This window comes from Neobacillus rhizosphaerae, from assembly GCF_937468385.1.
In the GTDB taxonomy this organism is placed as follows: domain Bacteria; phylum Bacillota; class Bacilli; order Bacillales; family Cytobacillaceae; genus Neobacillus; species Neobacillus rhizosphaerae.
The window spans coordinates 1-20895 of record NZ_CALBWS010000052.1; the positions used below are offsets into that span (position 1 = coordinate 1).

23 protein-coding genes and 2 pseudogenes are annotated in these 20895 nt (G+C 34.4%); 19 read left to right on the top strand and 6 right to left on the bottom strand.

Annotation, left to right across the window (positions count from 1 at the left end):
- Nucleotides 1–164: 164 nt before the first annotated feature.
- The 4 genes from M5A78_RS23775 to M5A78_RS23790 all read left to right on the top strand — a co-directional run bounded on the left by M5A78_RS23775 (nucleotide 165) and on the right by M5A78_RS23790 (nucleotide 2173).
- Nucleotides 165–398: a DUF3953 domain-containing protein gene (locus M5A78_RS23775; protein ID WP_248737750.1), complete on the top strand. Its 234-nt coding sequence runs from the start codon at nucleotides 165–167 to the stop codon at nucleotides 396–398.
- 216 nt (nucleotides 399–614) lie between these two features.
- Nucleotides 615–797: a sigma factor gene (locus M5A78_RS23780; RefSeq protein WP_248737773.1), complete on the top strand. Its 183-nt coding sequence runs from the start codon at nucleotides 615–617 to the stop codon at nucleotides 795–797.
- On the top strand, nucleotides 790–1149 hold the full coding sequence (locus tag M5A78_RS23785; protein ID WP_248737751.1) for a sigma-70 family RNA polymerase sigma factor: 360 nt from the start codon (nucleotides 790–792) through the stop codon (nucleotides 1147–1149). The genes M5A78_RS23780 and M5A78_RS23785 overlap by 8 nt, the downstream gene beginning before the upstream one ends.
- A 1-nt stretch (nucleotide 1150) precedes the next feature.
- On the top strand, nucleotides 1151–2173 hold the full coding sequence (locus tag M5A78_RS23790; RefSeq protein WP_248737752.1) for a helix-turn-helix domain-containing protein: 1023 nt from the start codon (nucleotides 1151–1153) through the stop codon (nucleotides 2171–2173).
- Between the two features lie 338 nt (nucleotides 2174–2511).
- Here the strand turns inward: M5A78_RS23790 and M5A78_RS23795 are convergent, their stop codons facing one another.
- Nucleotides 2512–2757 (bottom strand): WGxxGxxG family protein, encoded by a 246-nt coding sequence (locus M5A78_RS23795; protein WP_248737753.1) that lies wholly within the window; start codon nucleotides 2755–2757, stop codon nucleotides 2512–2514.
- Nucleotides 2758–2933: 176 nt separating this feature from the next.
- Entirely contained in the window at nucleotides 2934–3446 is a 513-nt protein-coding gene (locus tag M5A78_RS23800; RefSeq protein WP_248737754.1) for a DUF3231 family protein, read from the bottom strand.
- A 923-nt stretch (nucleotides 3447–4369) separates the two neighbouring features.
- Here M5A78_RS23800 and M5A78_RS23805 point away from each other — a divergent pair.
- The 6 genes from M5A78_RS23805 (at nucleotide 4370) to M5A78_RS23830 (ending at nucleotide 8930) form a co-directional block, all read left to right on the top strand.
- Complete coding sequence (locus tag M5A78_RS23805) at nucleotides 4370–4531, top strand: hypothetical protein (protein ID WP_248737755.1); 162 nt, start codon at nucleotides 4370–4372, stop codon at nucleotides 4529–4531.
- Between the two features lie 699 nt (nucleotides 4532–5230).
- Nucleotides 5231–5506 carry a hypothetical protein gene (locus M5A78_RS23810; protein ID WP_248737756.1) on the top strand — a complete coding sequence of 92 codons (276 nt, stop codon included), beginning with the start codon at nucleotides 5231–5233 and terminating at the stop codon, nucleotides 5504–5506.
- A gap of 216 nt (nucleotides 5507–5722) precedes the next feature.
- A complete protein-coding gene (locus tag M5A78_RS23815) occupies nucleotides 5723–5989 on the top strand; it encodes a hypothetical protein (RefSeq protein ID WP_248737757.1) in 267 nt (88 codons plus the stop codon).
- Between the two features lie 398 nt (nucleotides 5990–6387).
- Nucleotides 6388–6690 carry a hypothetical protein gene (locus M5A78_RS23820; protein WP_248737758.1) on the top strand — a complete coding sequence of 101 codons (303 nt, stop codon included), beginning with the start codon at nucleotides 6388–6390 and terminating at the stop codon, nucleotides 6688–6690.
- A 632-nt stretch (nucleotides 6691–7322) separates the two neighbouring features.
- A complete protein-coding gene (locus M5A78_RS23825) occupies nucleotides 7323–8534 on the top strand; it encodes an aminotransferase class III-fold pyridoxal phosphate-dependent enzyme (protein ID WP_248737759.1) in 1212 nt (403 codons plus the stop codon).
- Between the two features lie 225 nt (nucleotides 8535–8759).
- Nucleotides 8760–8930: a hypothetical protein gene (locus M5A78_RS23830; protein ID WP_248737760.1), complete on the top strand. Its 171-nt coding sequence runs from the start codon at nucleotides 8760–8762 to the stop codon at nucleotides 8928–8930.
- 316 nt (nucleotides 8931–9246) lie between these two features.
- Here the strand turns inward: M5A78_RS23830 and M5A78_RS23835 are convergent, their stop codons facing one another.
- The 3 genes from M5A78_RS23835 to M5A78_RS23845 all read right to left on the bottom strand — a co-directional run bounded on the left by M5A78_RS23835 (nucleotide 9247) and on the right by M5A78_RS23845 (nucleotide 11678).
- Entirely contained in the window at nucleotides 9247–9879 is a 633-nt protein-coding gene (locus tag M5A78_RS23835) for a type 1 glutamine amidotransferase family protein (RefSeq protein ID WP_248737761.1), read from the bottom strand.
- A gap of 75 nt (nucleotides 9880–9954) precedes the next feature.
- A complete protein-coding gene (locus tag M5A78_RS23840) occupies nucleotides 9955–10917 on the bottom strand; it encodes a helix-turn-helix transcriptional regulator (RefSeq protein WP_248737762.1) in 963 nt (320 codons plus the stop codon).
- 185 nt (nucleotides 10918–11102) lie between these two features.
- Entirely contained in the window at nucleotides 11103–11678 is a 576-nt protein-coding gene (locus tag M5A78_RS23845) for a recombinase family protein (RefSeq protein ID WP_248737763.1), read from the bottom strand.
- A gap of 11 nt (nucleotides 11679–11689) precedes the next feature.
- Between M5A78_RS23845 and M5A78_RS23850 the strand changes: the two are divergent.
- Nucleotides 11690–12328 (top strand): annotated as a pseudogene (locus M5A78_RS23850) (IS1595 family transposase); the annotation flags it as partial.
- A 36-nt stretch (nucleotides 12329–12364) separates the two neighbouring features.
- Here the strand turns inward: M5A78_RS23850 and M5A78_RS23855 are convergent.
- Complete coding sequence (locus M5A78_RS23855; RefSeq protein WP_248737764.1) at nucleotides 12365–12841, bottom strand: DinB family protein; 477 nt, start codon at nucleotides 12839–12841, stop codon at nucleotides 12365–12367.
- A gap of 343 nt (nucleotides 12842–13184) precedes the next feature.
- Here M5A78_RS23855 and M5A78_RS23860 point away from each other — a divergent pair, with 343 nt between their 5' ends.
- From M5A78_RS23860 to M5A78_RS23895, 8 genes and pseudogenes are all read left to right on the top strand, one after another.
- Complete coding sequence (locus M5A78_RS23860; RefSeq protein WP_248737765.1) at nucleotides 13185–13832, top strand: TetR/AcrR family transcriptional regulator; 648 nt, start codon at nucleotides 13185–13187, stop codon at nucleotides 13830–13832.
- Between the two features lie 263 nt (nucleotides 13833–14095).
- Nucleotides 14096–14599, top strand: a complete 504-nt coding sequence (locus M5A78_RS23865; RefSeq protein WP_248737766.1) for a DoxX family protein — start codon at nucleotides 14096–14098, stop codon at nucleotides 14597–14599.
- A 456-nt stretch (nucleotides 14600–15055) separates the two neighbouring features.
- Nucleotides 15056–15535, top strand: a pseudogene (locus M5A78_RS23870) (TnsA endonuclease N-terminal domain-containing protein); the annotation flags it as partial.
- A 608-nt stretch (nucleotides 15536–16143) separates the two neighbouring features.
- On the top strand, nucleotides 16144–16947 hold the full coding sequence (locus M5A78_RS23875; protein WP_248737768.1) for an extracellular solute-binding protein: 804 nt from the start codon (nucleotides 16144–16146) through the stop codon (nucleotides 16945–16947).
- Between the two features lie 38 nt (nucleotides 16948–16985).
- The gene (locus tag M5A78_RS23880) at nucleotides 16986–17474 is read left to right on the top strand and encodes a hypothetical protein (protein WP_248737769.1); all 489 of its coding nucleotides are present in this window, start codon (nucleotides 16986–16988) and stop codon (nucleotides 17472–17474) included.
- 97 nt (nucleotides 17475–17571) lie between these two features.
- Nucleotides 17572–18117: an RNA polymerase sigma factor gene (locus M5A78_RS23885; protein ID WP_248737770.1), complete on the top strand. Its 546-nt coding sequence runs from the start codon at nucleotides 17572–17574 to the stop codon at nucleotides 18115–18117.
- A 59-nt stretch (nucleotides 18118–18176) separates the two neighbouring features.
- A complete protein-coding gene (locus M5A78_RS23890; RefSeq protein ID WP_248737771.1) occupies nucleotides 18177–18836 on the top strand; it encodes an anti-sigma factor in 660 nt (219 codons plus the stop codon).
- A gap of 766 nt (nucleotides 18837–19602) precedes the next feature.
- Nucleotides 19603–20349, top strand: a complete 747-nt coding sequence (locus M5A78_RS23895; protein WP_248737772.1) for a formylglycine-generating enzyme family protein — start codon at nucleotides 19603–19605, stop codon at nucleotides 20347–20349.
- Nucleotides 20350–20895 lie beyond the last annotated feature (546 nt).

The window sequence follows — 20895 nt, forward strand, 5'->3', positions numbered from 1 at the left end:
ATAATAGCTAGCTCCTTTCGTAATGTAGCTCTGATTTGGTTTGTTTTTTTCCAGTAAACAGTGTAACCAAATTAATCTACGGTGTTACGAGTAAGGAGCTAGTTTCGTTCATGATAACTAAAGGGTGCGTTAATTCCAAAAGGATAATAAGAGGTGATTTTTAATTGTTAAAAATTTCGAGAATTATTTTAGCAGTAATAGTTACTTTAATCGCAGGCTATGGATTGTTTACTGGGGATTTTGAGTTTCAAACATATATGATGTTTTTCTTGGGATTAATGATGTTAGTAATGGGAATAGATGAATTCCAAAAAGGACGAAAAAGTTATGGTTTGATTAGTATAGTGGTTTTTTTGTTATTATTATTTGTATCAGTTAAAGGATTTTTCCTGAACTAACGGTGCGTTGATCCAAGAAGGATTAACGTACTTTTTGTTGAATTTATTGCACTAACGTGGCAGGTTAAGAAGGACAAAGGGATATATTTTATACATTTTAATGTTAGGCTACTCTGCTGGGTGGCTTTTTTATTATTAAAATAAAAAATGAAACCAAAGCTTAACACAGTCGTCTTAGCAGTAAGTGAGAAATGGGGTGGTATAAGGTTGAGAAAAGTGATTGGAAAGGAAAATTTATATCCAGAAAATAAAGATATGTGGTTTGAAAAGATAATGGATGAATATGGTGATAGGTTAACTAAACTTTCCTATAACTTTACAAAGGATTGGAATCTTGCAGAGGATATCGTACAGGATGTATTCATTACTTGTTATAAAGAATATGAAAACATTGGATAAAATTGTATCTTTTAAAGCTTGGATATTTAGGATCACGATAAACAAGTGTAAAGATTTATTAAAGAGTTCAATTTTTAAAAGGGTTGTTACGAACTCAAACTTACTTACACATACAAAATCGTCAGAATTATCACCAGAGATGGCCATAATGAAGAGTGGGGAAGAAGTATTTTTATCTACTTGTGTTTTAGAACTACCAATTAAATATCGTGAGGTTATTACGCTATATTATTATGACGAATTATCAATTGAAGAAATTAGTGAGATCTTGAAAATAAATAGAAATACGATAAAAACTAGACTAAATAGGGCAAGGAAGAAATTAAAAGCATTACTGGAAAGGTGGCGATAAAATGGAGAAAGAACTTAGAAACTTGCGGAAAGCAATGAATTCTTCCACTCACAAAGGGGTACGCTTTACAGAAATACAGAAAGAAAAAATTAGGGCCTCACTCCACCAGGAAAAAATAAAGGTGAATAGAAAACCAAAATTATCTATTTACATCATCGCCACTCTGGCAGCATCCTTGTTTTTCCTACTCTTTTATACAGATATAGCAGCCAACTTAACTTCTAAAGACGGTGTAAAGCAAGGAGCCAAACAGAAAGTAGAAAGTGAATGGAAGGTTCGAAATGATTACTCAAGAAATGGTAAGGTGCTGTTCAATGTCTTCCCAGATCCTTATTTGACGGCCGGTAAACCCTTTGGCTATATGTTTAGTTTTAAGGAACCTTTTGATACCTATAAGGGAAAAGAAATAGAAATATACGCAACCCATAGAAAGACAGGTGAGCGTATAAAGGTATTACCTTCAGAAAAAATTACCGAGCCTTCCTCTGGATATTCAAGTTTAAGCAGGTTTACAACAAGATTAATCATACCAGAAGGTGGACTTTGGAAATATGAAGTCTTCTTTGATAAAAAATTTTATGGTGATGTAGTATTACCAGTTGGGGAAGGAACTTTATTACCGATAAATATTCCTAAATTTGTTCAAACAAGCGAATTTGAAAAGATTAACTGGAACCGAAAAGCCGTGGATCTAGGTAACAATATCTTAGGGAATGAACATAAATCAGGTGTTATTGGTGCCGATATGCCAAGCATAAACATCAACCAAAAGTGGATGTGGCATCTTTGGGGGATTGAAAATCCAAAAGAAACAGTACTTACGGTTGTTGGTTTTCATAAAGAAACTGGAACAGTCCATCAAATCCTTACAACAGGTTGGTCTATAGGTCTTGGAGGAGAGACTAATGGAGCAGATGCAACCACACCTTCAAGCGTGAACATTCCAATGGCGGGAGGATGGGCGATATTACTTTATGTTGATGGGAAGTTATTCGATGTATTAGTCTATAACATAAATTCATAGATCATTAATTAAATAGGCAAAAAAGGAGGTTAAAAATATTGATAACCTCCTTTTTTTAGAAAATCCTTATAGTTTGTGAAGAATTGTACTTAAACTATCGGGTGCTTATGTTAATGATGGGATGGCTGCGGCGATCCCGTTTTCTTATTGTGCTAACTGGGCAGGTTAGCAGTTGAATAAGAAATAACGCTTAATGCGTATTTGACGCAAAAGACGAAAAAAAGAAGCGCGGGGTAGACGCTTCCAAAAGGAGATGGATCTTAGATAAGGAAAAGCCTATTAAGAGAGAAAAATTTAGCTAAGATTTACTAATTTATTAGTTCAACTGGTTTAGCCTTTTATTTCCTATCGTTCCTCCGTAGACCTAATAGGCCTGCTAAACCAATTAAACCAATCCAACCCCAATCCATGTCGTTATCGTCATTGTCATTATTATCAATGTCATTACCGTTTTGAGCTACATGGAAGACCTTATTACTGGCGAAGTCTGTTACGGGGTTATTTTGGGCATAACCGGTTGATATTCCATACAACATTGCAGAAAACAACAGAGCAAAGGATGAATATAGAATTTTTTTAAACACAGTTTTTCCTCCAATCATTGGGATTAACTTTAAAGTTTGTAATTTCGAGAAAAATTATTCAAGTCAATAACGTTTATAAAAGAAAAAATTATTATAACAAAATTGCAATAACTAATGATATTTATGAAAAACAAAGTCCATAAGGCTTGGGAGAAATGGACTTTGTTTTAAAAGAGTTAATTATTTTCTGGTACTTGTAAGTGCAGTGGTGGTGGGATCAACCAACCCTTTTCCTTATTAAGTTTTAAAAATTTTGCACCTAAAAGAGCTTTGGCAGTATGGAATTGCCCAAACATTAAAGCAACATCTTCACGAATACATTGCCCAATTATTTGACTGCAAGTTACTAAACCAGCAGCTATATCTTTAGAAATGGCAGCGCTAATTTCTGGGTCTGTAAATCTTGCACCTACAGGGATACTTTCTAAATCTGCTGTTGGTCGGTCTGGAGGTGAAGGTGGAAGTCCAACACCATTTGCTTTTAGTAGCTCTTCAGTTTGGCTAATTTCTTGTTTTAAACCTTGTAAAGCTTCTTCAATAAGTTTCTTTAGGTCGTCGTCGCCAGTGTGATTAGCAAAGGCTTGGTACCCAGCATAAAGTCCCTTTTCTACTGTTAAGTAGGTCCATGTTCCAAAAACTTCACCGTAATGCATAGGTTCATTTTGAGGATTACCGTTTAAAATGCCCATAACTACACTCCTTATGTTGATCATAATTTTCTCCTTGGGGTTAATGGTAGGCTTTTAACCACAATAGTTAAATTTTGCTTACGGAGTGGAGAATATACACAGAAAGATAAAATTAACAAAACTATTAAGCATTAGGTTACTTCGATTAGACACAAAAGACGAAAAAAAATGAAGCGACGATTAGACGCTTCAAAAGTGGAGGGAATTATGGTGAATTAAACCATTATTCAATTTTTATTTTATGAAAAGTTTTAGTATCGGATTGGACAAATTTTGGTTAATTGAAGATATGTTCGAATAAGACACAAAAAAACAAAAAAAGCGTTGGTTAGACGCTTTAAAAACTGGGGAAAGCAACTGTGGTTAATTTTATTTTATAAAAGATTTAAGTATTGGATTGGGCAAATGTTGAATTTCTTAGAAATTGTTCAAACAAGACTTAGTACGCAATACGAGTATATTGTGCACTTCTTTTTCAAACGGGAGTTAGTTGAAGAATCGTCTTTAGCTCTTATACAACAATCGGGCCATTTTTGGAATAACCCTTTATAAGATAATTGGATATATTTTATGTTAGAGAAGTTTGTGAAGAATTGTAATGTTTTGTTAGCTGATGGACATGAGGATGGAACCCTATAGAGCTCTACCAACAATATGTGGAAAACACCCTTGCTAAGATAATTTTTGAATCACAAGTATCAGTTCTTGGCTTTTTTCTTACATTATCCAACTCGACATTGGGAATATTGACTATTAAAGGAGATGATTCATTTGGAAAATAATAATAACAGTAATAACAGCGGTTCGGTAGGACCGTCTAATCCAAGTCATGGTGAGGACAGACCACCCATAGAGCCGACGCCGACACCGACACCGACACCGACACCAACGCCAACAGGACCGGGACCTACAGGGCCACAGGGATGACTGTGCCTAATGGGCTTAAAGATGACGTCCATGCTGGGTATATAACAAACAAGGATGGGATCCAGATGCCCATCCCTTGTGATCTGTTTGAGAATGCTGACAAAGTAGAGGTTACACGGATGCAACTTTCTTACTGGATGGATTTCATCCTTTATTAGTTGTTAAAGTTGCTAATACACACAATGTGTTATACACCGAAGACAATGTCCTTACTGTTTTAGAGTGGGAATGGTCTGAATGGGCGAACCCTTTAAATGATGTAGGTTGGGTATGCTGGTTTACAAAACTTCACTATCATCCCGAACATGCCAATTCATTAAACAGCCTTTTTATTGAAAAATATATAACCAATAACCCTTTTTCATATCTTCCGAATCATTAAAGGGTTTTTGTGTTTATAAAGTATGGAAAATCTTACATAAGATTAACAAGGCACCATTGTACAGCAGGAGTTGATTAGACGTTTAGAATGGACGTTAGAAAAGGATATTTTTGATTTCATCAAATAATTCAACAAAGGGCACTTTTCTTGAATAAGAAGACGTCTTTTTGTAACGCCCCAACACATTTAAGAGATTAGATCTTGTTAAGATAAAGAAAAGATTGTGAAGATTTCTACTTAAACTAAAGGGTGCGATTCTTTAATAACGAAGGATCGTTTTTTCTTACTCAAGTAACGGGCAGGTTTGTTTGATAAAAAGTGGTAAAATTTTCATAAATATACCTAGAAATTCTATGCATGTTTATGATACTATTAGATGTAGGAGGTTACGATAATTCTTCTAAAACCTACGAAATGTATAAAGAGTTACTGGAGTAAATAAAGTCTTTGATTTTAAGAGTGAGAAGGGGTTTGTATGAAAAAAGTAATGATTATTTGTATTTGCGTTGTTTTTATATTTTTTGCGGGGTACCTATCCATTAAATTATATACATACAATAAGTTGAATAATGTAAGAGAAAATATAATCAAAAAGAATCCCGAAATTAGCGAAGTGAAGTCGGTAAATAGTATTGGACAATGGGGAGAATGGTTTTCTGAATACACCTTGGTGGTCGAAATTGATGGGAAACAGTATCGTATATGGACTATGGGAGACGGTAAGGTTACGGATAAAAGATTGCTAGAGTAACTCAACTAACTGGCAGTTTAGTTCAAGAAGACAAATAAATTTCATACCTAATAATGGAAATAATTGTTATAATATAGTATAAGGAATCGACAGGATGGTATTAATTTGCATTTATTAGCGACAACTCATCTCAGTATTAATACAGGTGATCTATTATTGCAGAAATTGGTCTTCAGATAGCATTTGATATAAAAGAATTGAGAGGAGGAAATGATAATGGAAAATTCCTCAAAGGAGACTTTTGAAGAAAAAGATGTTCATCAAACTATAGAACCTCAACAATTAATAAACTCAATGGATTTAAACAGGACACCTTTTAATGATGCGATAAAGCATGGCGACATGGTAAAAGGCTTTCAATCCCCAAAAAAATTAGAGCAAATTCCGAAATGGTATCAGAAGCCATTTAAAATTATTTCAACCTTGTTCGTAATCGGTCTTATCTTAATGATGTTGTTTCAACTTATAAACACCTTACTTTAATTATTAATAATAAAGATACTGGGGGTTTTCAATAACTTGTTCTTAACCTATCGTAGTGCGTTTCTGCAATAAGCAGGAACGCTTTATTGTTGTGTAGTAAGTGCGGTTGGTGGAAGCTAGTCGGCTTTATCACAAACCCACAGACTTTCAGAATGGCTGGTGGTGGTGGTTTGAAAGTCTCTTCTCTTCTCTCCTCAACCTCACTTTCACTTTAATCTAAGACGTGCTTAGGATTGAATCTGACGGTATTATGATGTGTAAACAACCCTTTCACTCCTCGGTTTATTCAAAACAAAGGTAAATTAGAAACGCAGTTGCTTGAATATGGTAAAATTGTTATATAGAGGTGATTCTATACAAGAATTTAGCCTTTGATTTGTAAAAGGAGGAGAAATTCAATGAGCCAAAGCGAACAAGATAAAAACCAAAAACAAAATAGGGTTCAAGGCCTTCGTTACTTGAAGAAGAAAAAAACGCGACCTTCGTTATTGAAGTATCGCACCCGTTGGAACAAGGAAAAATTAAATTTTATCATCTCTGTGCCACTTATCGTCGCCCATAATCCTATCAATGATGTGATTATCCGCCCAAACATATCAATTATCTTAAGTGTTATAGGAAAAGGGTTTTACAGTTGCTGTAGTAAACGACTTTTTTATAATGTAGCAAGTTTGTTTTATTACAATTATTACATTGAGTAAACAACTTTTATTAAGTATCAATTATCTTAAGTGTTATAGGAAAAGGGTTTTACAGTTGCTGTAGTAAACGACTTTTTTTGCAAATAACACTAATTGTGGCTTTGAAATATAGTCGCGATGTTTATAAAAAAAATATGTGATGTTTTGAATAAAGTCGCGACGTTTTACCCTTTTAGATATGATAATCTAAAGGGGTGTATTTATGTCAAAAAGAAAAAGAATAACCCTAAAATTAAGAAGTGGATTTAAGATGGCCGTGGCTCAGGTATTGGTTCAGAATTTAAACCATGGCTAAAGATTTAAGATATATCTTCAGTAGTTCGCTTGACCAGTTTAAAAGGAATAAAAACAAGCAGGCAGAGAGATTTCATGATGACATCGCTTTGGTGTGTATTTTTTATGATTTAAGCTTAACTACTATTTAATACAGAGGAATTAGGCAGTTTATGGAAAAAGGGAATGTTTGTCTGATAATAAAGTTGTTAATTTTATAATAAAGCAGTTAAAAATTTAGCCATAAACACTGGACAAGCAGAATAGTTCGATAATTCTTAACAATTTACATAGGGTATTTATCATACCTTATAGAAGTATTAATTATGAACTATTCACGTGGAAGGTGGCTGTAGATAATGAGCAATGTGTTTAACTCTACTGGTTACGAGATATACGATACATACATTGTGAGAGGAGAAAACTGCTACTTATTTGATGAAATGGGTAACAAGATCATTGATTTCGAAGCAGGAGTGTGGAGTACCGTTCTTGGACATAGTCATCCACATATTAACCGTGTTATCTATGAGCTGTTACAGAATATTATGCATCTTGGGTATCGTTATAAGAGCAGAGTAGTCGAAGAGGCGGCAGAAAAAATACTCAATATTACATCACTTCCTAACGGAAAATGTATTTTCCTTAGCTCAGGGAGTGAAGCAGTCGAATTAGTTGTCCAAATGGCTAAAAGGATCATGGTAAAGCCTTTATTACTTACTATGACAGGATCTTATTTAAGTGCATTTGGGTCTGCTAGCAAGAAAGAAGACAATGAGTGGTTTTCTTTTGACTGGAGTATATGTAAGGGATGCGCTTGTGCTGAAATATGTAATGCTGATTGCGAAATAATAAAAACAATCCCATTTGATCTTATCGGAGGGCTAGTATTTGAGCCAGGTAATACATCTGGAATGGTCAAATTACCTCCAAAGGGACTAATAAAAAATATAGTTAAAAGGATAAAGGAACAAGAAGGAATAATTATTGCCAATGAAGTGACCACTGGCATTGGTCGAACTGGACGTTGGTTTGGTTACGAACATTATGATATAGTTCCGGATATGGTGGCCATTGGCAAAGGTATAGGTAATGGTTATCCGGTTAGTGTAGCTGTATTTTCCAGTAATATCGCTAAGAGAATACATGAGGCAGGATTTATCTATGCACAATCACATCAAAATGATGCCTTGGGTAGTGCTGTTGCCCTTGAAGTGATTCAAGTGCTAGAAAAGGAAGGATTAATAAATAAAAGTGTGATAGTGGGGGAACAATTCAAACATAAATTGATTGAAATATCCAATGTCAGCCAATTGATTAAAGAAGTTAGAGGTATTGGAATGATGCTTGTTGCAGAATGTTCTGATTCGCTAGGTACAGAACAATTAACTGAAATTCATCGAGATTTATTTCAATCTGGTTTTTTGGTTGGTTCCAGTTGGAGGGCTAAGCTTCTTCGTTTTTATCCGGCATTGACTATAAGAGAAAATGATATTAATGAAATGTTGACCTGTCTAACTGACTTACTAGTAAAAGAGGAAAGCCGCTTAAGCTCAAACGGGAAAAGATAGTTAAATGTACATTTAAACATCAATAATATAGAAAAATAAAATGATTAAACTTTTTTATAAAAACTAAATTGTAATCGTAAAAATAAGAGTCCATTTTGATCAAACTTTTTTCAAAATGTACTTTTTTTGTTTACGGTAAAATACGGATTCACACGATATTATTGATCAAACTTTATTTCAAAGCTACATCTGAAACTAGAGAGGAACAGCTTTGCAGCAGGTTTTTTGCAACACATTGCATTTGCCTTACCGAACGAAGAAATTGCTCTTATTCTTAAGGAACGTCTAGGGAGCTATGGGGTCCTTACAACCGATATTGCAAGTATTGGGCCTATTCACAACCTATTGTTTTATGACATTCATGGTTTGTTATTGGAGGCGACATGGCCATCATAGAAAAATCTTAAACCCAATGATTTGTTAGATATTAAAATGAAGCAACTTTATTGGTATTTAACAATGAATAAGATAAGTACAGTTCCAAGTTATTAAAGGGGTATCGTCAGGAAAATGCGGATTTACAACGTTAAGGAAATTTCAATACTAAATAGGGATTTAGTTACCATTTCTATTTATAAGAACTTCAGGGATGCTTTGTAATTTTTTTACTTCTATAAAACATTTTTAAGTTATATACAAAAACCATGCTTTGACATCGTCTAAAGCATGTTTTTTGTATATAATATAAAACTGCTAAGGTGATTTTTTCAGCTCATCTATTTATTGAATTCATTAACTGGAAAAAGTATTCAGAGTTATGAGTCTTATTTAGGTTATACCATGCGTGTAATGTATCGGGTGCAAATACATCTAATTTTTTCAGTACTTCCATCGTAAATTCCAGAGGCGCTACCCCTGATGCAGTAACCAAATTCTCACCAGATACCGCAGGTCTCATCTCATAAAATTTTTCTCCTTTATAATTAGGACAGACCATTTTAATATACTCTAAGTCATTGCTTGTGTGTTTTCTAGAATCTAAGTATCCCATATTCGCAAGAGCCTCGGTTGCACCACAAATTGCAGCAACAATAGTACCAAGCTTTAAAGCTTCGCTAATTTTTTTTAAGATAGGTTGATGAATATCTTCTCTCCAAGTAGTCCCTCCAGGTAAGATTAAAAGATCCTTACTTTCAAGCGTACATTCATCAGGGGAAATATCTGGTTGTATGCTCAGTCCTCCCATCGTAGTAATCATTTCTTTATTTGCTCCTACTGTAACTACTTTTAAAGGTGCTAAATCTTTTTTGAAATATCTTCCTGATTTTAGTTCAGCAATTAAATATCCATATTCCCAGTCTGACATTGTATTAAATACATAAAGATAAACTTTTTTTGGTTGCATCCAATAACGCTCCAATCACAATTGATATAGCCTATTATAATATAACTTCCCTGACAGCTATCGTCAGGGAAGTTATCATACTTGATGAAATTTTATTAATTCCGACAGAACTTCAATAAGTCTTTGCTTAAGACTTACTGGCCCAATAATTTGAATAGATTTACCGTACGGTAAAAGTAAATGAGGTACATATGTATGTATCATATCGTTTTCAAGAAGAAATATTGCTTGGGTTGAAGTCTGTTCTTGTAAATAATGTCCAAAAAACCAATGTTGGCAAATATCATCCAACACCCTTGTATTTCCACTAATAACTAAAGGGATAACCCCTTCCTTACCTTCTATAGTTGGAAGAAGATTATCCATAAAAAAGTCATGTGCTGAAAAATTTTCTGGTCGGTTAAACTTATTTTCAGTTAGCATTAAGTTTTCAATTCGATCTACTCTAAAGCTACGGATATCATTCCTAAGATGACAAAATCCAATCACATACCAATTATTATTCCAATAAATAATTCTGTACGGATCAACCAATCTATATGTTGATTGTTCTTCTCCAATTTTAAGGTATAGAATTTTTACAGAGTATCCGTCAGTTACGGCCTGCTCCACTTCCTTCAAGAGAGGCTCTATAGAGAGGGAACTTAATCGACTTATTACTTCAAGACTAGTTAAACGCTGGTTTATCTTTGTTTCCTGTTCTGGATTTGAATATTTGCTTAGCTTGGAAATAGCTCTATTTAGTGCTTCACCTCCATAATATCCGGCTTCTTCTGCAAAAACAGCAGCATGAAATAGTGAGGTTTGCTCCTCAAAATCAAAAAAAAGAGGAGCTTTAATAAAATTGTTCAATAAAGTGTATCCACCATTATGGCCTGTTTCTGAAATTATAGGTACACCACTTGTTGAAAGTGTATCAATATAACGATACACAGTCCTTATATTTATTTCTAACCTTTCTGAAATTTGTTTTGCAGTAATTTTTTCACTTGAATTAAGCATCCATAGAATTGCTAGTATATTGTCAATTTTAGGCATATAAATCCACCTTTATATGAAGTTTATTATTTATCATATTAGTTTATTTTCCTTAATTAGTAGTAAGCAAATTTTACTGTAGGTATCATTTTGAATTTAACTTATTTCCTTGAATTAAATTATTATGTCTTGTTAGTATAAGTACAATTCTTCACAATCTATTCTTTTAATTGGAAAAGAAAGGACTAATTGTTCCCTTCTGATAACTTCCTATATAATGATGCTCTAGACACATTTGTAATTTCACAAATTTGATTTACAGTCATATTTCCTTCTTTATAAAGTTTTACTGCATAGTTCATTCCTGCATGATTTTTATGGTACTTTTTTAACCGACCTTTAAACTTACCTTCTTTCTTTGCTAGTTCAATACCTTCACGTTGTCGCATACGAATAAGATCTCGTTCTAATTGGTTAACACCAGCCATTATCGTAATTAAGAATTGGCTGTATGGATTATCTTCTGATAAATTTAACCAGGTATCCTTTAATGATTTTAAACTGGCCTTTTTTCCTCTTATGTAATCGATTAACTCAAATAAATCCCGAGTACTGCGAGTGATTCGAGTTAAGTCTGTAACATAAATAATATCACCTTCCCGTAAATCCTCTAACATTTTTTGGAGTTGTTCGCGATCCTTTGTTGCTCCAGAAACTTTTTCTTCAAAAATAATATCCATTCCGATCTCGTTCAATTGTTGAAATTGCCTTGAAGGGTTTTGGCTAGTCGAACTGACACGTATATAACCTATATTTCGCAAAATATCACCTCATTTCTACTGCATTTTATTGGAGACATAAAATCTTGAACGCATTAGGCAGTCTTGGTTTTGACCAATTGCATGGAATTGTTGAAAGTGACGAAACCTTCTTTCGTGAATCTATGAAAGGCCATGAAGTTACTCATAGAAAAGCCAAGAAACGTGGAGAAAAGGATGAAAAAAGGGGGATTTCTAACCTTAAAATCGCTGTTGTCGTGGCACAAGACCGAAACGGTAATGTAATTGCACGTAAAGCAGGAACTGGACGTGTTAAGGCTGAAGAAATTGATACTGTAATTGGTGAGTATATCCACCCTTCTGCTCTGTTATGTACCGATACAGCCACTAACTATAAGAAATTTGCTAAAATCAAAGGATTACAGCACGAAACTGTTAATGAACGTCAAAAACAACGTGTTAAAAAAGGGATTTATCATATCCAACATGTTAATAATTTTCATAACCGTTTAAAAACTTGGATGGAACGTTTCCAAGGAGTTGCAACAAAATACTTGGACAACTACCTCTACTGGTTTCGCTGGCTTGAACTCGGAAAGAATGTAGCATTTGAAAATCGAGTGGAGCAAATGTTTATTTCAGTGTGCCAAAAATCGAATTACACAACTGTTGAAATGCTAAGAAGTTCATAAAAAAACAAGACTTTAGCAAAGCCTTGTTCTAAACTATCAATCCCATATTTTAGGACGGTCTATCCCCATTGTTCTCATATAATCTAACAATTGACCTGTGTGAACAGACTCGTGGTAAGCGATACGCAATAACATATCTCCAAGTGTTCTAACATAACCAACATCAGAGCGGTCAATTTTTATATTCTCTAAATCGTTTATGCTAATCGACTTAATATATTTTAAAAATTCTTCACGATAGGGTTGTGCAAATGTAAGTTCATCATCTACCGTTGTAAATTCTTTTGATTCAAAAGGATTAGATAAATCAGTTAACGCTTTGCTTCCTCCGCCTATAAGTATTTGATAATAAAGAAACTCGCCTTCTAATAAATGTCTAATCATCTCGGCACAAGTAAAAGCATCTTCGTCTGGCTTCCAATTCAACATTTGTTGGGGTATAGCTTTCCAAGCTTTTACACTTCTGCGTCTGACTTCTTCAAAGTTTAATATTATTAAATCGTGTACATTCATCTAATTGTCCTCCAGTTCAAATATTGTAACTTATTAAATAGAATTCGACATTTATCTACTAATCACTCTTAATGAAAAGCAACAATCTATACGAAAACAGCCTTTTTATTAATATTTGCGCTGGTTATTTCCAAGAGGATTTCTCCTTTTGAGAGCATCCTAAGGTAACGAAAATGAATATAAAACATAATAGATAAATAGTTTTTTTAAACATCTAAATTCTCCTTATAAATCGTAACTGACAGTCACTCAATTAAATTTAACTAACCAATTTTCACTCCCATAATGCAATTGACTACTAGTCAGACCAATGCTTAAATAAAAAAAGGAGGTAGTGCATTCAATGGTCAGAGTAACGAAAAATGCAACGGAACGCCGAAACGAAATATTAGATACAGCAGAATCTCTTTTTAGCCAAAAAGGTTATGAGAAAACCTCAACGACTGATATTACTAAAACGCTGAGAGTAGCTCAGGGAACACTTTACTACTACTTCAAATCGAAAGAAGACTTAGCAAATGCATTAATTGATCGACAGATGCAAGGTATCAAAAAGCAGTTTATGGATGTAATTTATGACGAAACACTTTCTGCATTTGAAAAAATTGCTTGGGTTTTTGTGTTTGAGCTTGATTATCCGACAGGGCATAATGAAATCTTTAAGTATTTACAACACGATAATAATGCAATTCTTCGGCAAATATTACATGTACAAATGATTTGTCAAAGCACACCAATATTAACGGATTTAATTATTCAAGGTAATAAGGAAGGCATTTTCCATGTTGATAAACCGACACTTGTAGCAGAATTTTTTATTTCGACAATTCATCAATGGGCTGATTCATCATTATTCAAATGGAGTAAAGCAGAACGCATTGCAAGAATTGTAGCAATTCAATCTTTATTTGAACATTTATTTGGCGTTCCTAGTGGAAAATTTGATTTATCACTATTAAGAAAAACAGTAAAAGCTAAATTTAATTATTGAGTAACAACCATCTAATTGATATTGATTATCAGTTTGATGGTTCAATTATATATTTTGACTGACAACCTGTCAATGTTTTATCAATACATTCTCCTATTTGTAAAATTTTTCTTAACAAAATGTGAATTGTTATCTTATTTATTGTTTAGTAAAAATAATTTATATATATTGAAAATGCAGGAAGGGATATTAATTTTCCCTCACCTCAAACGCTGGCCGGCGATTATTATGTTTCTAGTACAATTATTAGGAGATGAGAAATAATGAAATGGTGGAAAACCCCTCAAGCAGCAGTTCTTTGGACTGTTTTGAGATTATGGTTTGGATTTACATGGTTAACAGCAGGATGGGATAAGATAGTTCGTGAAGGTGGATTCGATGCTTCCGGATTTCTAAATGCAGCTCTCACAAAAACAGAAGGTGCACATCCTCAAGTATTAGGGTGGTATGGAACATTTTTGGAGAAATTTGCTCTTCCAAACATTGAACTTTTCAATGTTTTAGTCGTTTGGGGTGAATTTCTAGTCGGTCTTGGACTTATCATTGGATTTTTAACTAGACCTGCTTTATATGCAGCAGCACTAATGAATTTAAGTTTTCTTTTAACTGGTGAAACAGGTGTAAACCCAGTTTATTATACAATTGCTATTTTACTACTAGTTGTTGGAAGTGGTACTTATTATTGGGGAGTCGATCGTTTTGCTCTCCCAGTAATTAAAAAGAAATTTTTTAAGAAAAAAGAACAAGCGACAGTTAATGCATCATAAATAGTTTGCTTATTAAAGGCTCAAATCCACTTATAGGGGATTGGGCCTTTTTTTTGTGGAATAATTAAATAAATTATTAAACAAAAATTCTTTTATTTGGAATTAAAATAGCTAAGATATTTAAAATCAATATTTTAGGCTCTTGTAGAGATAGAAAAGGATGTGGTACTAACTTTAAAAGAGTTAGTACCTTATCTTTATAAGTACTCTCTATAGAATCTTGTCTTTAATTCTGTTGAAGAGAGCGTGTTTGAAGATCAACAGAAGAAAATAATCAAACTTTTTTATAAAAATTGAACAATACTTCACAAGTAAAGAATCCATTTTGATCAATCTTTTTTTAAAAACGTATTCTTTTATTTATCGTAAAATGTGGGCTTGGTAGGTGCTTTTAATCAAACTTTCTTCCAAACCTACATTACCCCTTTGGATATAATTGTCTAAAGGGGTGTTTTTATGTCAAAAAGAAAGAGAACATCTAAAATTGAAAAGTGGATAAAAGAAGGCCGTGGCTTAGGCATTGGTTCAGAATATAAACCATGGCTAAAGATTCAAGATGTATCTTCACTAGGTCGCTCAACCCGTTTAAAAGGAATAAAAACAAATAGGCAGCATGAGTTTTTATCAGATTTAGAACGAAACTACTTTTACATAACTGAATATTCAGATTCGATAGTTGATATTCGAGAGCAATTTCCTTTACTACCATTGGAAGAAACAATTGTCATTGCAGATGAGTTAGGTATTAAACATCCTATGGATCCTAAAACGGGTGAACCGATTGTGATGACAACGGATTTTTTATTAACGATTAATAATGGACAAGGCGTATTTGAAGTAGCTCATACAATTAAAATGAAGGATGAATTATTAAAAGAGCGTATACTTGAAAAGTTTGAGATTGAACGTGAGTATTGGCAACGAAAAGAAATTGATTCAACAGTTTGTTATGGCTTTAAAATAAAGTAAGTTTGATGATTTGTAATAAAGACTGATAGTTTATAATAAAGTTTGATTAAAAATCCTGTGTTGATATGCAGGATTTTTTCTTGTTCCACAATTGGGCCATATAATTGAACAACATAAGTTCCTATTTTGCATTTTAACTTAAACAATAAAGTACAAATTAGTAATAGTTATTAAAAATAACGGTTGCCGTCACAATTTTTATAAAAACCAAACTAAAATCTACTAATAAAGAATTCATTTTTGATCATTCTTTTTTTCAAAATGGATTCTTTTTATTTAGCGAAAAATATGGGTTTATAGGGTATTTTTTAATCAAACTTTATTACAAAACTACACTTGCCACTTAGTACCTAGACCAAACCAAATATAAAAAAGCTTGTTGAGAAAAAATGGTACTTCCTCAACAAGCTAGGTACCTGCGAAGGTACACCTTAATTTATTCTCCACCAGACTAATTTTCAATAGATTTATGGAACTTTCTAACTATTTTTTAATTATAATCAAACCGTTTACAGCCTCCCTTCGTTTCCTTTAATAGTACCGGTAAAAATCATGTATGAAATGGAGGAAGAATCATGAAGAGGACCGTGTTCCTATCAGCTCTGCTGCTCTTTGTAATTACGGCTGCCGGATTGTCAGCCTATGCAAAAATGGACCGTAATCCGGCGTCCCAGGCGACACCAAATTCCAGCCAAAAAGATCATGTCATCCGGGTGTACGGACCGGGCGGACCACTTGGACCAATTAAGGAAGCTACTGAACATTTTTCAGCTGAAACGGGAATTAAGGTGGAAGTAACAGCCGGACCAGAGGGTAATTGGATCGGCCAGGCAAAGCAAGATGCAGATATTATTTTCGGTGGCTCCGAGTATATGCTGCAGGACTTCATCTTTAATCACCCCGAACTGATCGACACTAAATCACGTATGGAGCTTTACCCGCGTGCTGCAGGAATATTGGTGAGGAAAGGAAATCCTAAGAAGATTGAAAGCCTGGAGGATTTAACGAAAAAGGGAGTAAAAATAATCGATGTAAATGGGGCTGGCCAGCTTGGCCTGTGGGAAGACCTGGCAGGCAGAAAAGGGCTGATAGAAGGCATTTCCCAAAATATTACCCTTTCTGTAAAGTCGAGTGCCGAAGCCATTGAACGATGGAAATCGAATCCCAGCCTTGACGCCTGGATTACCTATGAATCGTGGCATTATAGGCTCCAGGATGTGACCGATCTGGTCGAACTGCCTGAAGAAGAAAAGCTCTATCGTGGAACGCCAATCGCCCTGACGAAAATCACCGATCAGAAAAAAGAGGTACAGCAATTTGTTGATTATTTAAGAACAGAAGAATCTCACCAAATCTTTCAAAAATGGGGCTGGAAGTAAGGACGAGCCTTAAATCTAAAAAACTTGGAGGAACATACATGAAAAAAGGAATTTTTACCCTCGCGATACTTTCTATTATTTTTGCTTTGGCTGCCTGCGGAAAAAGCACTGAGAAAACAACAAAGACGGATCAACCTATTCAAGCTCAAACGGAACAAACTAAATCGGAACAAGCCCCGGCTGACAGCCTCCAGCTTTTGGAGAATGAGAAAGCTGGAGAGTACCTGGCGGATTCACAGGGGAGGACCCTGTATTACTTTAAAAAGGACGAAGCAGGAAAAAGCACATGCAGCGGAGACTGCTTGGCAAACTGGCCAGCATTTACCCAGAAGGATTTCGCCGTCCCGGAAGGTTTTGATAAAAAGGATTTCGATACGATTACGAGAGAAGACAACGGGGAGAAGCAGGTCACGTACAAAGGCTTTCCTCTCTATTATTTTGCAAAAGACCAGCAAGAAGGGGATGTAAACGGACAAGGAGTAAAAGATGTATGGTTTGTCGTAAACAGCCAAACAGAATTTGAATAAACCTACTCAGGGAACGATCAGTTACGGTCGTTCCCATCCTTACTTTTTAAAATAGTATAATGGCAATATATTTTTATCCAATAGCAGGGAGTGTCACATGAAAGAAAAATACGATACGGAATTAATGAGATTGGTAAACGAAAAACACGGTCACGCATTAGAGGAGCTTTATAATAGATATATAAAGCTTATTTACAGCTTTGTTATGAAGTTTTGCAATGGGAATGAGGAAAAGACGAAAGAGATTATTCAGTTGGTCTTTTTGAGGCTATGGACAACAAACAGCCATTACGATCCCTCTCAAGGCAGCTTTGTAAATTGGCTCCTCACGATTACCCGCAATATTTGCATTGACTACCTCCGAAAAGAGAAGAGGAAGACGCAGCACCATCAAGAGGAACATGAAGAGATCGCTGACCCTGCCAATGTAATCGAGCAACGAGTAAATACGAATGATATTACGAAAGCGAAAAACAAATTGCCGACGGCGCAAAGAAAATTAATCGATTTGCTTTATTGGAAAGGTTATTCTCTTTCAGAGATTGCCAAACTGGAACAAGAGCCGCTCGGCACGATTAAGAGCAGGCTTCATCAGGCTCTTAAAGGATTGAGGAAGCATCTGGAACTGGAGGATATAAAATGAGAAGGGATTGTGATCATTTAATTCCATATATAGCAAATGAGCTCAAGGAGTGCGAACGCATGGCCTTTGTTGAACATTTAAAAAATTGTACGGAGTGTAAGAAAGAATATCAGGAATTGTCCCAGGCCTGGCATGCTTTACCGTTTGATTATACCGAAATCGAGGTGCCTGAATCGCTAAAAGGCGAGGTGCTGGGGTTTGTTTTTGATCACAAAGGGAAAAGCGGTACGGAAACATTCATGGCTAAGATGAGCAAGCTAGCCATAATGCTCAAAAGCCAGTTCACTCCAGTTTCAATCAGTATTGTAGCCGTTTTGTTGCTCGCGATTATTGGCCTTGGAATAGCAAATGTACAGGAAAAAAATCACCATGCCGAAAATATACCCATTGAAATTTTAACGGCCATTCCCTTAAAAGCAGCTAATCAAAGCCACCCGGGAACAAACGGCATGGCCTATATTGTCCAACAGGAATCAGAGAAAAATTTGGTGGTGCAGGTTCACGAATTGCCCGGCGTCGAAGGTTCACAGGTTTACCAGGTTTGGCTGCTGAAAAACGGCACGAGGGAAAATGGCGGCATATTTAAGCCGGACGAAAACGGATCCGGAATATTGACCTACCAGCTCGCAGAAGGGCAGACTTTTGATCAAATCGGCATCACCGTCGAACCGGACGCCGACAGCATCCAGCCAAGGGGAGAAAAAATAGCCGGGTCATAGATAGTAACAGAAAGGGACAGATACATTTTAAATATCTGGCTAAACTTATATTACGAACAGGTGCTAATGTTCAAGAAACTTACCCAAAAATGATCAAACTTTTTTATAAAAATTCCATCTGTATTCTAAACTGTAGAATCCATTTTGATCGATCTTTTTTCAAAATGGATTCTTTGAATTTGCCGCAAAAATGAAGGTTCATGCGTTATTTTTGATCAAACTTTATTCTAAAGCTACACTAATTGTTCACCGACATTAATGTTGGTAACTGAACATTATATGATTTATCGCCCAGAAAGAATCAAGTGTTAGGATTTATCGATCCATCGCTTGGTTCTTTTTTGCTACTATAAAAAAGTATAAAATATAAATAAATCTTATAGGAGTGACTGGGTTGGATTACCGTAAAGCTCACAATCAGTGATATTGACATCTTAATGAAGTTGAGAAATAACAATTGGTAGATGAAGGGTTAGGGATAGAACCCAATATTGTGTAAATGTTTACGAATAATAAAGTTGTTTAAAAAATAATAAAGCCGTTTAAAAGATAATAAAGTTCTTTAATATGAAGCCGATACTTGAATATAGTGTCGGCTTTTTTAAACATTGATTATAATAATTGTATAGAAAATTCGGCAATCGAATCTTCAATAAACGGGCAATTTTATTCAAGATGAATCAGAATAAAACACATAATATTCTTTTAAAGAGTTTTTGCTATGAAAGAAGTGTCAAAAACATTAATTCAAGACTAGGAGAGGGAAATGATAGCTAACTTAAATGACTACTTAAAAGATTTAATGGTGTATATTCCTGAAGGAGAAACTCGCCTACGAGATTTTCGAAACGAGCAAAAATGGATTAGTTCAAACTATAAATTTGGAATGCCGGGTATTAGAAAAAATTTAAAGGAAGTTATTTGGAATGTTGAGATAGAGCCATTTTATCTTGCCAAATATACGGTGACAGAAGAATTCTATGAGATTATTATGGGAAAGAAATCTGTAACAACGACTGAGGCTCGAAAACCAGTTGTTAATGTTTCATGGATAGATGCAGTGAATTTTTGTAATTTACTGTCTGATGCGCTGGGCTATGACAAGTTTTATGATTTTGATAATGAAAGTAAAGAAGTTGTTTGCAATTATGGTACTAATGGTTTTCGTTTACCGACAGATGCTGAATGGCAATATGCATGTAAGGCAAAATCAAGAGGATATCGGTATGGTGAAATTGATGAAATTGCTTGGTATAAAGATAATTCTAACGAACAAGTACACGAAGTTGGTGAGAAAATGCCTAATGAATGGGACTTGTATGACATGGTTGGGAATGTTTGGGAGTGGTGTTGGGACTTATACGATGAAGAGACCTTTGGTACTTACAGAATAATTCGCGGAGGAAGTTGGGCGGAAGAAGAACGTGGATGTGGAGCTACTTGTCGCCGTAAGAGTATGCCTGATTTTTATATAGATGATATCGGATTTAGAATTGCTAGATCAATCATTTGATTTCTGAATTAATATATAAAATTAAAATTAAGGACTCCATTTCGAGGCTCATTAGTTTAAAGAAAGGGCGTATTTTAAAAATATTGGACATCGAATTAAACAACTTTATTATTCAATTAATATAATAACAATTGTAAATAAAACTAAAAATTAAACAACTTTAACAACCTTCCATTTATAAGATGAATGGAAGGTTGTTCGTTTTAGCATATTAAAATTAAACGAATTTATTATTTCTACACCTAAATGTAGATGTCCAGTAACTTTAAAGTTGGTAACTAGTATTCATAATGTTAATTTATAAAAAACGAAAAAGATTATACAATGTAAGAAAATTCTAATGACAAACTCATTAATTTCGCTCCTAACTTTTGTTAGGAGTATTTTTTATATTTGTTGAACTAATTTCTAATTAAAAAAAACACTTTGTGGCTTTGAAATAAAGTTTGATAATTTATAACAAAGTACGATAATTTTAAAAAAAGATTGATCATTTATAATAAAGTTTGATAAAAACCCTGTATGAATAGGGTTTTTCTTTTGATA

What these genes read in the sequence shown, in the direction of transcription:
- M5A78_RS23890 (WP_248737771.1), top strand. Translation starts at nt 18,177, where the DNA reads ATGGCCTTTGTTGAACATTTAAAAAATTGTACGGAGTGTAAGAAAGAA.
- M5A78_RS23820 (WP_248737758.1), top strand. Translation starts at nt 6,388, where the DNA reads ATGAGCCAAAGCGAACAAGATAAAAACCAAAAACAAAATAGGGTTCAA.
- M5A78_RS23840 (WP_248737762.1), bottom strand. Translation starts at nt 10,917, where the DNA reads ATGCCTAAAATTGACAATATACTAGCAATTCTATGGATGCTTAATTCA.
- M5A78_RS23790 (WP_248737752.1), top strand. Translation starts at nt 1,151, where the DNA reads ATGGAGAAAGAACTTAGAAACTTGCGGAAAGCAATGAATTCTTCCACT.
- M5A78_RS23880 (WP_248737769.1), top strand. Translation starts at nt 16,986, where the DNA reads ATGAAAAAAGGAATTTTTACCCTCGCGATACTTTCTATTATTTTTGCT.
- M5A78_RS23860 (WP_248737765.1), top strand. Translation starts at nt 13,185, where the DNA reads ATGGTCAGAGTAACGAAAAATGCAACGGAACGCCGAAACGAAATATTA.
- M5A78_RS23885 (WP_248737770.1), top strand. Translation starts at nt 17,572, where the DNA reads ATGAAAGAAAAATACGATACGGAATTAATGAGATTGGTAAACGAAAAA.
- M5A78_RS23895 (WP_248737772.1), top strand. Translation starts at nt 19,603, where the DNA reads ATGATAGCTAACTTAAATGACTACTTAAAAGATTTAATGGTGTATATT.
- M5A78_RS23865 (WP_248737766.1), top strand. Translation starts at nt 14,096, where the DNA reads ATGAAATGGTGGAAAACCCCTCAAGCAGCAGTTCTTTGGACTGTTTTG.
- M5A78_RS23805 (WP_248737755.1), top strand. Translation starts at nt 4,370, where the DNA reads ATGACTGTGCCTAATGGGCTTAAAGATGACGTCCATGCTGGGTATATA.
- M5A78_RS23835 (WP_248737761.1), bottom strand. Translation starts at nt 9,879, where the DNA reads ATGCAACCAAAAAAAGTTTATCTTTATGTATTTAATACAATGTCAGAC.
- M5A78_RS23875 (WP_248737768.1), top strand. Translation starts at nt 16,144, where the DNA reads ATGAAGAGGACCGTGTTCCTATCAGCTCTGCTGCTCTTTGTAATTACG.
- M5A78_RS23855 (WP_248737764.1), bottom strand. Translation starts at nt 12,841, where the DNA reads ATGAATGTACACGATTTAATAATATTAAACTTTGAAGAAGTCAGACGC.
- M5A78_RS23815 (WP_248737757.1), top strand. Translation starts at nt 5,723, where the DNA reads ATGGAAAATTCCTCAAAGGAGACTTTTGAAGAAAAAGATGTTCATCAA.
- M5A78_RS23810 (WP_248737756.1), top strand. Translation starts at nt 5,231, where the DNA reads ATGAAAAAAGTAATGATTATTTGTATTTGCGTTGTTTTTATATTTTTT.
- M5A78_RS23825 (WP_248737759.1), top strand. Translation starts at nt 7,323, where the DNA reads ATGAGCAATGTGTTTAACTCTACTGGTTACGAGATATACGATACATAC.
- M5A78_RS23800 (WP_248737754.1), bottom strand. Translation starts at nt 3,446, where the DNA reads ATGGGCATTTTAAACGGTAATCCTCAAAATGAACCTATGCATTACGGT.